Genomic DNA, 12,389 nt, shown 5'->3' on the forward strand with positions numbered 1-12,389 from the left:
ATAACTTACGTATAATGTATGCTATACGAAGTTATTACGTACGCCTTAAAATTGAACTGCAGATATTTAGAATATGCTACCAAGAATTAATCCTACGAGTACACAAGCCTGGTTTTTATTAAAGAAGCATTACGACGATGAGATGAGCAGAAAGCATATGAAAGACCTTTTTGCTGCAGATCCGGAAAGATTTCAACACTTTTCCCTTTGTTTAGACCAGTTGGTATTTGATTTTTCCAAAAATATTATCAATCCCAAAACCATGCAGTTGTTGTTTCAGCTGGCCGAAGAATGTCAGCTGAGCGAAGCCATCAGAGATCAGTTTGCAGGGATAAAAATCAATGAAACAGAGAACAGATCGGTATTACATACTGCATTGCGCAATTTTTCAGACACCCCAATTCTGGTTGATGGAAAAGACATCATGCCTAAAATTAAAAAGGTACAGCAGCAAATGGCTGCCTTTTGTGAACAGGTCCACAGTCAATGCTGGAAAGGATATACCGGCAAAGCCATCAAATACATTGTAAATATTGGTATTGGTGGTAGCGACCTGGGACCCGTGATGGTTACTGAAGCGCTAAAACCTTATTGGGTTGAAGGAATCCAATCTTATTTTGTTAGCAATGTTGATGGAACCCATATTGCTGAAACACTAAAAAAAGTTAATCCGGAAGAAACCCTGTTCCTGGTTGCATCTAAAACTTTTACTACACAGGAAACCATGACCAATGCATTTACTGCCAGAAACTGGTTCCTGGAGCATGCAAAGGACGAAGCCCATATTGCCAAACATTTTGTGGCCTTAAGCACCAATGAAAAAGCGGTTACTGCTTTTGGTATAGACAAGAACAATATGTTTGAGTTCTGGGACTGGGTTGGCGGCAGGTATTCCTTGTGGAGTGCCATTGGTTTGTCTATTGCTTTAACTATTGGATACAACCATTTTGAAGCCTTATTAAAAGGGGCCTATAAATCAGATGAACATTTCAGAAATGAAAAATTCCAGCAGAATATTCCGGTAATCATGGCATTGCTGGGCATCTGGTACACCAATTTCTTTGGTGCACAGAGTGAAGCCATTTTGCCATACGACCAGTATATGCACCGCTTTGCAGCTTATTTTCAGCAAGGAAATATGGAGAGCAATGGTAAGAGTACCGACCGTAACGGAAACCCGGTGAATTATGCAACAGGTCCAATAATCTGGGGCGAGCCCGGCACCAATGGTCAGCATGCTTTTTATCAATTAATTCATCAGGGTACCCCCTTGATTCCCTGCGATTTTATTGCCCCTGCTATTTCTCACAATCCAATTGGAGATCACCATGTAAAACTTTTGTCAAACTTTTTTGCACAGACAGAAGCCTTAATGAACGGCAAGTCTGAGAATGAAGTGAAGGTAGAATTAATGAAAGCCGAAAAGAAAGACGAGGAAATAAAAAAACTAAGTCCTTTCAAAGTATTTTCTGGAAATAAACCCACTAATTCAATTCTGGTAAAACAAATTGACCCTTCTACCCTTGGTATGCTGATTGCTTTATACGAACACAAAATATTTGTTCAGGGAATTATCTGGAATATTTTCAGTTACGATCAATGGGGTGTGGAATTGGGCAAGGAACTGGCCAATAAAATTTTACCGGAACTAACCAATGAAACTCCGGTTAGCAGCCACGATTCATCCACAAACGGCTTAATTAATAGTTTCAAGAATTTCAGAAAACAATCGGAGGCTTAATATGGATGCGGTTACCATCAGGCCAATACAACCAGCGGACAATGCAGCTATTGCGCATATTATTCGTACTGCATTAACAGAATTCGGTGCCAATAAACCGGGGACCGTATATTATGATGATACTACCGACCATTTGTTTGAGCTATTTGCCTCCACTCCTGAAAGCGGCTATTATATTGCAGAAAAAGATGGCGTAATTGTGGGTGGTTCAGGATACTTCCCTACCGAAGGTTTGCCAGCTACCACCTGCGAATTGGTAAAAATGTACCTGAATGCTTCTGTTCGTGGCATGGGTTTGGGAAGAAAAATGATTGACTATGTTTTAGCAGAAGCCAAAAAAGCGGGTTATACTGAAGTGTATCTGGAAACCATGCCCGAATTAAATAAAGCAGTAAAAGTTTACGAGCAGTTTGGCTTCCACTATTTACAAGGCCCCATGGGAAATTCAGGTCACAATGGTTGTGATATATGGATGCTCAGAAAGCTGTGATAGGCCAGCTCATGCGAAAATGATCAGTCTCACCAAAGCTTGGTTGGACACCAGTCTCCAAATCGATTGCCTATTAAAAATCCAAACAGGATTTCATGTGTTCCTTTGCTGATGGTATTCAAACGCGAAGTTTGTATATCGTAGGAGTAACCGATATTCAGTGTATTACTGATATTAATCCCTACCATCGCAGCAAAACCATCTTTGTATCTGTAAGAAGTTCCTGCCCACAATAAGTCCTGGTATTGTAATTTGGCATTGATGTCAAATCCGAGTGGTAAGGGGCTAATGTATCTTATTAATGCAGAAGGAAGCAAAGTGAAATCTTCTGAAATGGGTATCCTGTAACCCGCACTTAAAAAAAGATGGGGCACCAGCTTTCCTTTTGTTAAAGAGACCGTATTGTCGGAGAATGCAATATTCTGAGGTATGATTTGTTGTGCTGCCAGTCCAATAAAATAATCCCTTGAGTACAACCAAAGCCCGGCACTGATATCAGGCTTGATTCTATTGATTATACCACTTGAAGCTACTGCCGGATCAACGGTTGTATTACCGAAATTCAATTTGGAAGCATCCAGACTCATATTGGTAATACCTGCTGAAATACCCGCCGACAAATTGGTTGTTGGAGATAATCCAATATGATAACTGTAAGTTCCGTAAGCAGCAAATCGGTTCAATGGTCCTGTTTTGTCATTAAGAACAGTAAAACCCACTCCATGATGAGAAGGTGCTGCCTGATAATCTCTCCAGTAAGCTTCTCCCCTAGGATTCATTCCGGGTGCTCTGAAACCGGTTGCAGAAGCAGATTGATAAGGATCTTTTTTTAGCGGACCATGCATGGAAAGATACGTGGTAACAGGGGCATCCTGCAACCCCACCCATTGCATTCTATGACTGGCTTTTACATCCCAGTAATTTTCAATACCGGCAACCGCTGGATTAATCATGAAATTATTCATGATATACTGGGTGTAATAAGGGCGTTGCTGAGCGCTCGCTATGAATGCCAGTCCCAATCCCACCAAAAAAAGAAATCCCTTATGCCTCATCTTATCTTATAATTGTTACAGAACCGGTGATGATTTTTCTACCGTTCTTTGGGTTAATCACATAATAATAGGTTCCAATAGGCAATGGCTTTCCGTTGCGGGTTCCATCCCAATCCACTGCATATTCAATACTGCTGAATACCAATCCTCCATATCTGTCATACACATCTACTGTTGCTCCCGGATAACTTTCAAGGTATTGAATTCTCCAGCGATCGTGAATGCCATCTCCATTGGGTGAAAATGCATTCGGAATTACAGGCGCCAACAGTAGTTTAACAAATAGGGTATCTGAAACGGTACATCCTCCAATTCCTGTAAGATTCAACCGATAGGTAATATCGCCCAAAGGAGTTGTTTTAGGAACAGAATCTGTTGTGCTGTTTAAATAGGTAGCTGGAGTCCACTGATAATTCAGATTGGTTCCATAAACCCACTCCGGTTTCAATGCCTTGGTACCTCCTTCCAGCACCACCAGGTTAGGGCCCAGTTCTAATACCGGATAAGGATGCACTGTAACAATCTGGCTAACGGTATCACTTACACAACCCTGTGAGTTATAGAAATAATAACTCACTGTAAAACTTCCTGAATCGGTAAATGCTTTGGAAGGATTCTGTAGGGTGGATCGATCAGAACCGCCCAGATTCCACTCCCAACGAACTGGGTTGCTGGTAAAGCCGTTGCCCTGATCGCTGAACTGAATGATATCTCCCATACAAACTTCTGTTGTTGAAGCAACCAGGTTGGCTTTGGGCCAGGGGTAAATGGTGGTAAGGGTTTGCGTTAAAGAATCCACACAACCATCTTTTGTTGTAATCGTTAATTTAACATCTTTATTTCCGGTAGTTGTATAGCGATGAGTAGGCTCTTTTAATGTTGAAGTACTGGGATCATTGGGGTCTCCGAAATTCCAGGCATAACTGAATAAGGCTTCTGAGCCATCAGCAATACTGCTATTATTCAGGAATTTGCCTCTTCCATCCGGCAAGCAAATTTCAGGTAAACTGAAAGCAGGTTTAGGAAGATGATGTATACGTATAACTTGTTGATTAACCGGACTTACACAACCACTATCTGTAATAACCTGTAGTGAAGCAGTGTAGGATTGCGCTGTATCAAAAACGTGAGAGAAAGGAGTATTATTCGTTCTTGAACTGTTTTGTCCATCTCCGAAGTTCCAGTTCCAGGTAACAATATTGCTGAAATTGGCAACAGAGCTATCAGTAAAAAGCAGATTGTTTTTTTCGCAGGCGGGATCAGCAATTCCCCACTTCGCAACAGGAGAAGGCCATACGGTAATGGGCTGAAAAGCAGAATCTTTGCAGCCTGCATTGTTCTGCACAAAATATTTTAAAGTGTCGTTGCCTACTCCGGTTGTTATGGGATTGAGCAAGCCTGCAGCGCTGATTCCTTTACCCGAATAAGTTGAGGTTGCATTAATTGCAGATATAAAGGATCCCTGTGTAATGAGCCTTGGTGTTGCATCGTAGCAGATATCTCTGATGTCTGAGAAACTGACTGCAGGGGCATAGGTTACCGGAACAATTTTCGTAATTGTTTTAGAGCAGGATTCAGACTGACCGGAATAAGCTTTGATCATCACGGAATAATCCTTGGTTGCCGGTGTTGAAGCAGTGGTAGGAATTCCATACCGGATGGCATAGGCTTTATTTATTACCGGACTTTGATCGGTGATTGCTGTTAAAGGAGCTCCGGCAAAGTCCCAATAGACTTCCAGTTTGGTCACCTCACCAAAATCAACAGTGCTCTGATTAATTATTTTAATAGAGTCATTCGTACATAAAGGAATTCCATTCAGCAGATTGGCCACTTCAAATTTAGGAATAGGGGTACTACCATTCACTGTGAATGATTTGGATTCTGTAGTTACACAACCCTTGTTGGATGTAACATCCAGGCTAACCGTATAATTTCCGAACCACTTATAGCTGGGAGATACTGTTTTGGCTGTAGTGTTAGTACTTAAAGGAACCGGCCTTTTATCAGCGGGCACAGTGGATACCCCATCATCGAATTTCCACAGATAACTGAAGCCTGCTTCAGAACCATCGGCAATTTTAGAAGTATCTGTAAAAGTTGCAGTAGCATCGTTTAAACAAACTTCGGGTAAAACAAAACCCACTACCGGTAATGGATTGGCACTGAACCCACCTGGCAAACGGAAGGTATCACTAACACAGCCCGTATTACTGATTACATTCAGATAAACGTTCTTAGCACCCCAGGTACTATAGGTTTGCGATTGGGCTGCATTGGTATTTTGAGTAACCACTCCTGCCCCATTGTCCAGATTCCATTTCCATTGGGCAATGGTATGATTCGCGGCTCCGGCAGTAATGGTAGAGGCATCTGTAAAAACAATATTGCTGTTCTCGCAGGTAATGGCAGGAACGGTAAACTTAGCCAGCGGCTTGTTGGATAAATTAACAGCAACCGTTTCAGAAGCAACGCATCCAAAATCGGATATGGCAGAAAGTTTTACGGAATAATTTCCAGCGGCAGTGAAAGTCTTAGATGGATTTTTATCTGTTGAAATAGTGCCGTCACCAAAGTCCCAGTTCCAGGCAACAATGGCTCTGCCGGATCCGGTTGATTGATCGGTTAACTGAACAGGAGCTGAAATACAGCCGGTATCGATGGAAGCTATATTAAATTTAGCCAGCGGGGCTTCTCCTACCACAATATTATCTGTTATTTCCTGCTCATTGGTATTACTGCAGCCGTCTGATTGCGGAGACAAGGAAGTGGTTGTGAATTTAACCGGATAAGTGCCTGCTGCAGTAAATGTATAGGATTGAGGAATTTTATAAACGTAATAGGTTTTGCCGTTGGAGGTATAAGTTGAATCGTGGTTGGATGGATTATACGTTAATGAAGGAGGCCCGGTCAATTGGTTTGAGTTGGAAAAGTCAAGCACAATCTTAGTGGGCTGGTAGCTTAACGCCAGTTTAATAGAAAAGTTGGTTCCCACGCAGGTGGCAGAATAATTTACAGATGCAATGCTTGGAAACTGGTTTTGAATGCTTACCGGAGGATTCAGGTCTACAATATTGGTACCTGCATTGTACCCATAACTCTCTACATTCCCCATGCCATAGGCAATGGCAATAAAGCCGCTATCTGCCTGTATATTATGACTTGGATTGGTTTGGGTGCTTCCGGTTACATCTTCTCGCAGATAAGAGTAATCGGAATTAGGAATGGCTATCCAACTGGAAGCTGGAGCTGCACCATCAATTTTCAGACTGCCTGTATTAGCAGTCTTCATAATAACATTCAAAAAATGAACCGTAATGTTGGTATTGGGCGGAGTTAAATCCCTCCTGGCAGAAATCACCGTAACATTATTTATTGTTTGCTCCAGGGGATTAATGGTAATGATTTCCGGATCTCCGATATTACCTCCATCACAACTTTGAGAAGTCATGTATTGAACCACCAGAATGGGTTTGTCAGATGTAATAATATTGGCCTGAAAACTGGTTAAGTCGTAATAACTATTCTGTTTCAGCGTATTGGCATTCAACTGAACTGCATTTACTGTAACCACTGTAGTGGGATCCTTAACAATGATTCTGTACAAATCACCCTGCTTTCTGGCAAAAGGTGCCGTAATATAGTTTCTGCCCCAGGCATTGGAAGGAAAAACCTGCTGAAATAAATTATCTCCACCACTCGAGCTAGTTACACTGGGAGTACAAAATCCGGTCCAGGAAGATCCAGTGAAAACAGCAATGGCTTTACAGGTAGAGCCAGTTGTTGATATGCTTCGTATGGAGGAGCCAGTTAAATCGGAAGTAGATTGAACCTGATATACATCCCCCTTATTGAGTGATACTGTGTAAGCCTGCCCTGCAATTCTAATAGGAGATCCTGAACTATTGGCTTTTAAATTCAATTCTACCGTTGTATTGTCCTCGGTTGCAACTACAGTAATCTGACTCCTGCCTTGATTGGGAATTTGAGTAAAGTTCAATGATATATATTCCTTTCCCAGTACATTAGTGGGAAATACCAAAGTAGAACCCGATCGGGCCGCATTCAGGATATGAGAATAAAGTACAATCGGTTTTTCAGAAGTCACATGTATCCCTTTTCCCGCATTGGTTCCATCTGATTGTGCATTGTAGACCTGATATAAATTGGGAGAAATCTGAACCGTGGTAGCCTGATTGGCTGTAACAGAAAATGGAATTGTTCTTCCATCCAGTTCAACTACACCATTTGTATTTTCAGTAGATGAAATATACAATGCCATTCGGGATGTAGTTCCATCCACATGCGCTGGATAAGCCAGCCAAAAATCCTTCCCTCTATTCGAAAAATCCTGTGCGTTAGTAACGTTAAATGCAAATAACAATAGTAAAAATAGAAAACTAAAATTCTTCATCAGTTCGGGGGCTTTCTCCTGTCAGCAATTGAATAACAATAATACTCTAATAATGGGAAATTCTAAAACGTAGAGCTATTAAAATCGGCTATCGCTGCTTTTCAATAGACCAGCCGAGGCAGGCCCCTCGCAAAAAAGCAAATCCAGAATACTCATATTGGGTTTAAATCCAATTCTGTCTCTAAAAACCTGATCATATTCAGCTACTGTAAAATTCAAATTTTCATTTAGTTCCTTACCAGGCAGAACGGTATTCCTGGCATCTACTATATCCCCCTCAACTATACGGTCATAAGTTTCCGTTGCAGAAATATGGGGCTTGGCTTTTAGCATTTTTAAAACCCAATGGACCAGTTTTTTATCCAGGGACATCAGGTGCGTTTCCTCCTGATTCAGCAGATCCCGAATACTGTCTCTGTAAAATTCGTAAAAGGGAGCCCGGTTGTAACAAGCATCCAAAGTTCTAATATGCTGAACCATCCAATTCTCTCTGTAGTCAATTTTGATGTCCCGGAACAGCGCTTTCTGGTCTCGCCCTTTTTGCAGGGGGACCGATAAATTAATTACCCCATTGGCTCCGGGAACGGGGGTTCTGTTTCGAAAACTACCTTTTTGAAAGTTTTCATATTCTTCAAATTTTATATTTGAAAAATGAAACAAAGTTTTATAGTAATTAACTGTTCCAAAATATTGATATTCAATTAATAAAGTACTCATTATTAAATTTGTTGAAAGCCTATTGATATTTAACTGAATGATTGATTATTGGGAATAATTTATTTTAATTATTAATTCAATTATATGTCATAAAATATTATAATTCAATTGATTAACAAATAATAATACTACTAAATAATTTATCAGATAAAAATGAATGTTTTTTGGCTGATTTTGCTAAATAGATTAGCCTACAAGTTACAAAATTTTAACGCGTTGCCGGAAGAAAATCCCCTATTTTCGAATAAAATTTACTCTCCTTGAAATCACTCCCACTCTACCTTTTTCTGGCTTTTATTTTCGCTGGTTGTGCTGCTCCTAAAGAATTGGAATACCGGACTGTCCAGAATTTTGAAATCAAGCAACTGGGTTTTAATCAGTCCAAACTGAATTTTGAACTGGTGTACTTTAACCCCAATAAATTTGGATTAGACCTCAAAAAGGTAGACAGCGATGTATATATCGACAATACCTACCTGGGGAAATTTCAGCTGGACACTTTAATGCGAATTCCCAAAAACAGTGAATTCGTACTCCCCTCGTCCATCAATATCAACATGCAGAATCTCTACAAAAATGCGGCCCAGTTATTATTCAAAAAGGAAATGACCATTAAGGCTAAGGGGAATATAAAAATAGGTAAAGGGGGCATTTTTAAAACCTTTCCCTTTACCTATGAAGGACGACAGGAATTTAACCTGTTTAAATAAACTTATTGCACTGGAGGAATATGACAGGGTTTGGGAGGCTTTGGACCACCTCCATCCTCAGCTCTCTTACAAATCGGCGGTAATTTGGCATAGGATTCCGGCACAGCCTTTTCATCATTGGCATCAAAACCCGCATTGTTTAAAGCGGCTTTAATCATGGACTCATCGGCCCGGTCTGGCCAGAATTGAACTTTAATTTCCCCTTGTAACAGATTGATTTTCCATTGAATAAGCCCGGATTCCATTGTAGATTTATTGGCCTGTACCAGGTATTTCTCTAAAATCACTTTACACTCCCAGCACTTCAGATTGTCTGATTTAATGGTTACCCATTGTTGTTTGGGTTGCTGTGCAATTGCTTGCAAAGACAATAATAAAGCCCCCGCCAGTAAGATTTTTTCATTGTAGAATCCTTTAAGGGTTCATGCTAAATGCGCTTAATTGAACTTTCGGTTGATAAAATGCAAATATTATACCATGTATATTATTTGCCCCAACTGGCCGGATCCTGGCTCCATTGCATCAGGGTCTCTTTGGTATCAGCCGTTACCAATCCCTTCTCAATAGCCAACTCTATTAAAGTTGGATAATTAGTCAGGCTACTGGTTTTAACCCCTGCGGCTTCACAGGCTTCTTTTGCAGTATTAAAACCATAGTTGAAAATAGACACCATCCCTACAATCTCAGCGCCAGCTGCACGCAATACATCCACTACCTGCAGACTGCTCTTTCCGGTAGAAATAAGATCCTCTATAACGAGTACCTGCTGCCCCTTCTCCAATGCCCCTTCAATCTGATTGCCCAGACCATGTTCTTTAGGCTTGGGTCTTACATAAACAAAAGGCAGTTTCAGCTGGTCCGCAGCCATAGCTCCCCAGGGAATACCAGCAGTGGCAACACCTGCCAATACAGTCGCTTCCGGGTACTGTTCAAAAATTACACTGCACAATTCACTCTTTACAAAATCGCGCACATAGGGAAAAGACAAAACCTTTCTGTTGTCGCAATAAATGGGGCTTTTCCAGCCACTTGCCCAGGTAAAGGGCTGTGCAGGACTTAATTTGATGGCCTGAACCTGTAGTAATTTCTCTGCTACTGCTTTTTCATTTGTCATGCTACAAAAGTAATTCCTATTTTCATTGTGAAAAGAGGGAAATATGCACAGTATTCAGGAAAATGAAATGAAAATAATTAAGGCTGGGGGTGGATTGTTACTGAATGAACACCATGAGTTGCTGATGATTTTTCGAAGAGGCTTCTGGGATTTGCCGAAAGGCAAGCTGGATGCCGGTGAAACCATGGAAGCCTGTGCGCTGAGGGAAGTGGAAGAAGAAACAGGGGTTGGATATCTGCAATTGGGAGAGCTACTCGGCATTACCCGTCATCAATATTTTGACCCTTACATTAAAGAAGAAGTGATTAAAGAAACGCATTGGTATTCCATGAATGTGAAAGGTAGTCCGGCTTTGATTCCACAAACAGAAGAAGATATTACCGATATCAGATGGGTGCCTTTACAGGAGGTTCCTCAATTGCTAAAAAATAGTTTTGATACGATTCGGGAAATTACCGGTCTTTTCTTTTTAAAACAGCCACGGTTAAACGACTGATACAAACCAGGTGATCTCTTTCGTCGTGAATTTTAATTTCCCATACCTGTGAGCTGGCGCCTATATGGATGGGTTTGGCGGTTCCGGTTACAATGCCATTGCGTACACTGCGCAAATGATTGGCATTGATTTCCTGACCAACGCAAATGAATTCATTGTGATCTACCACCAACGCAGCACCTACACTTCCCAGGGTCTCTGCCAATGCAACAGAAGCCCCGCCATGCAATAATCCGTACGGCTGTTTGGTTCTGTGATCAACTGGCATGGTTGCTCTTAAATAATCGGGGCCGATTTCAGTAAACTTCATACCCAGGTGTTCCCCTAATGTATCTTTCCCCATTCCATCAAACTGATCAATGGATAGGTTTTTATTAAACCAGATCATGCAATTATTTTTTTAGCGTGTTGATGACTGCCTGAGGCAGGAAGGGAGAAGCATCTCCCCCGTTTTTAATAATATCCCTTACAATGGTAGAAGCCACAGATGTGTACTTGGGTTCTCCGGTAAGGAAGATAGTTTCTATCTGATTATCCAAAGTGCGGTTGGCATCCGCAATGGTTTTTTCGTATTCAAAATCACTTACGTAACGAATACCTCTCAATATAAATCTCGCACCAATTTGCTTACAGAACTGAACGGTTAATCCATCGTAAGCGACACTTTCTACTCTGGGTTCATCTGAGAAAATCTCGCGGAACCACTGCATCCGCTGCTCTGCACTAAACATGGGATTCTTGATAGAATTGATACCAATCCCTACCACTATTTTATCGAACAAGGGTAGTGCCCTTTTAATAATATCCGTATGACCCAGTGTTACAGGATCAAAGGTTCCCGGAAATAAACAGATTCTTTGCATGGGATTGGGAATTAATTTTCGTTGGTTCTTCCTGCCAATAGGTATAACACGGCCATCCTCACCGCAACACCATTTTCAACCTGATTCAATATGATGGAATGAGGTCCATCTGCTACATCACTGTCCAGTTCCACTCCTCTGTTGATGGGTCCCGGGTGCATAATAACGATTTCCTTGTTCAGTTTATCCAGTACGGATTGTTTTATTCCATAAGCCAGATTGTATTCTCTAAGCGAAGAAAATAGCGGCTGATTCTGTCTTTCCAGTTGTATTCTGAGTACGTTAGCTACATCGCACCATTGCAATGCTTCCTGTAAATTATAGGTAACCCTTACACCCAGTGCTTGCTCCAGGTATTTGGGAATTAATGTGGGTGGTCCTACAACCATAATTTCAGCACCCATTTTTTTCAGCAGGTACATATTGCTTAGCGCAACCCTGCTGTGCATAATGTCTCCGATAATTGCCACTTTCAACCCCTCAATTCTACCCGTTCTTTCCTGCATGGAAAATGCATCCAGCAAAGCCTGTGTGGGATGTTCATTAATTCCATCTCCTGCATTCACAATGGCAGCAGGAATATGCTTTGCCAGAAAATGGGGCGCCCCGGATGCACTGTGTCGCATTACTACCAGATCCACTTTCATACTCAGGATATTATTCACCGTATCCAGTAAGGTTTCTCCCTTTGCAGCCGAAGAACTGCTTGCAGCAAAGTTCAGTACATCAGCAGACAATCTTCTTTCTGCCAGTTCAAAAGACATCCTGGTTCTGGTAGAATTTTCGTAG

Annotated in this window: 12 protein-coding genes; 4 read left to right on the forward strand and 8 right to left on the reverse strand. The window is 41.3% G+C overall.

Going from position 1 to position 12,389, the window contains the following annotated elements; all coding sequences use genetic code 11:
• Window positions 1–73: 73 nt before the first annotated feature.
• Both pgi and P767_RS0104550 read left to right on the forward strand, forming a co-directional pair.
• On the forward strand, window positions 74–1,741 hold the full coding sequence (gene pgi, locus P767_RS0104545) for a glucose-6-phosphate isomerase (protein WP_026763573.1): 1,668 nt from the start codon (window positions 74–76) through the stop codon (window positions 1,739–1,741).
• Between the two features lies 1 nt (window position 1,742).
• Window positions 1,743–2,231, forward strand: a complete 489-nt coding sequence (locus P767_RS0104550) for a GNAT family N-acetyltransferase (RefSeq protein WP_026763574.1) — start codon at window positions 1,743–1,745, stop codon at window positions 2,229–2,231.
• Between the two features lie 29 nt (window positions 2,232–2,260).
• Here the strand turns inward: P767_RS0104550 and P767_RS0104555 are convergent, their stop codons facing one another.
• The 3 genes from P767_RS0104555 to P767_RS0104565 all read right to left on the reverse strand — a co-directional run bounded on the left by P767_RS0104555 (window position 2,261) and on the right by P767_RS0104565 (window position 8,417).
• On the reverse strand, window positions 2,261–3,286 hold the full coding sequence (locus P767_RS0104555) for a PorP/SprF family type IX secretion system membrane protein (protein ID WP_026763575.1): 1,026 nt from the start codon (window positions 3,284–3,286) through the stop codon (window positions 2,261–2,263).
• A 1-nt stretch (window position 3,287) separates the two neighbouring features.
• The gene (locus P767_RS0104560) at window positions 3,288–7,700 is read right to left on the reverse strand and encodes a T9SS C-terminal target domain-containing protein (RefSeq protein WP_026763576.1); all 4,413 of its coding nucleotides are present in this window, start codon (window positions 7,698–7,700) and stop codon (window positions 3,288–3,290) included.
• 78 nt (window positions 7,701–7,778) lie between these two features.
• Window positions 7,779–8,417, reverse strand: a complete 639-nt coding sequence (locus P767_RS0104565; protein ID WP_026763577.1) for a WbqC family protein — start codon at window positions 8,415–8,417, stop codon at window positions 7,779–7,781.
• Window positions 8,418–8,677: 260 nt separating this feature from the next.
• On the opposite strand from P767_RS0104565, the gene P767_RS0104570 reads away from it, so the two are divergent.
• Window positions 8,678–9,127 (forward strand): LEA/WHy family protein, encoded by a 450-nt coding sequence (locus tag P767_RS0104570; RefSeq protein WP_026763578.1) that lies wholly within the window; start codon window positions 8,678–8,680, stop codon window positions 9,125–9,127.
• 2 nt (window positions 9,128–9,129) lie between these two features.
• On the opposite strand, the gene P767_RS0104575 is transcribed toward P767_RS0104570, so the two are convergent.
• Window positions 9,130–9,492, reverse strand: coding sequence for a copper chaperone (locus P767_RS0104575; protein ID WP_157611367.1), 363 nt, complete (start codon window positions 9,490–9,492; stop codon window positions 9,130–9,132).
• Between the two features lie 119 nt (window positions 9,493–9,611).
• Window positions 9,612–10,241 carry an orotate phosphoribosyltransferase gene (pyrE, locus tag P767_RS0104580; RefSeq protein ID WP_026763580.1) on the reverse strand — a complete coding sequence of 210 codons (630 nt, stop codon included), beginning with the start codon at window positions 10,239–10,241 and terminating at the stop codon, window positions 9,612–9,614.
• A 43-nt stretch (window positions 10,242–10,284) separates the two neighbouring features.
• Between pyrE and P767_RS15880 the strand changes: the two genes are divergently transcribed.
• Window positions 10,285–10,737, forward strand: coding sequence for an NUDIX hydrolase (locus tag P767_RS15880; protein ID WP_051417123.1), 453 nt, complete (start codon window positions 10,285–10,287; stop codon window positions 10,735–10,737).
• Here P767_RS15880 and P767_RS0104590 read toward each other — a convergent pair.
• The 3 genes from P767_RS0104590 to P767_RS15885 all read right to left on the reverse strand — a co-directional run.
• A complete protein-coding gene (locus P767_RS0104590) occupies window positions 10,694–11,125 on the reverse strand; it encodes a hotdog fold thioesterase (RefSeq protein ID WP_157611368.1) in 432 nt (143 codons plus the stop codon). The two genes, P767_RS15880 and P767_RS0104590, sit on opposite strands and share 44 nt — an antisense overlap.
• A 4-nt stretch (window positions 11,126–11,129) precedes the next feature.
• Window positions 11,130–11,600, reverse strand: coding sequence for a pantetheine-phosphate adenylyltransferase (gene coaD / locus P767_RS0104595; protein WP_026751768.1), 471 nt, complete (start codon window positions 11,598–11,600; stop codon window positions 11,130–11,132).
• Window positions 11,601–11,611: 11 nt separating this feature from the next.
• A partial coding sequence (locus tag P767_RS15885) for an aspartate carbamoyltransferase catalytic subunit (protein WP_037351626.1) occupies window positions 11,612–12,389 on the reverse strand: 778 nt, incomplete at its 5' end.

Origin of the sequence: Sediminibacterium salmoneum NBRC 103935 (assembly GCF_000511175.1) — a bacterium.
GTDB lineage: Bacteria > Bacteroidota > Bacteroidia > Chitinophagales > Chitinophagaceae > Sediminibacterium > Sediminibacterium salmoneum.

Coding starts and splice junctions, on each gene's coding strand:
- pgi (WP_026763573.1), top strand. CDS start 74: ATGCTACCAAGAATTAATCCTACGAGTACACAAGCCTGGTTTTTATTA.
- P767_RS0104550 (WP_026763574.1), top strand. CDS start 1,743: ATGGATGCGGTTACCATCAGGCCAATACAACCAGCGGACAATGCAGCT.
- coaD (WP_026751768.1), bottom strand. CDS start 11,600: ATGCAAAGAATCTGTTTATTTCCGGGAACCTTTGATCCTGTAACACTG.
- pyrE (WP_026763580.1), bottom strand. CDS start 10,241: ATGACAAATGAAAAAGCAGTAGCAGAGAAATTACTACAGGTTCAGGCC.
- P767_RS0104560 (WP_026763576.1), bottom strand. CDS start 7,700: ATGAAGAATTTTAGTTTTCTATTTTTACTATTGTTATTTGCATTTAAC.
- P767_RS0104555 (WP_026763575.1), bottom strand. CDS start 3,286: ATGAGGCATAAGGGATTTCTTTTTTTGGTGGGATTGGGACTGGCATTC.
- P767_RS15880 (WP_051417123.1), top strand. CDS start 10,285: ATGCACAGTATTCAGGAAAATGAAATGAAAATAATTAAGGCTGGGGGT.
- P767_RS0104565 (WP_026763577.1), bottom strand. CDS start 8,417: ATGAGTACTTTATTAATTGAATATCAATATTTTGGAACAGTTAATTAC.
- P767_RS0104590 (WP_157611368.1), bottom strand. CDS start 11,125: ATGATCTGGTTTAATAAAAACCTATCCATTGATCAGTTTGATGGAATG.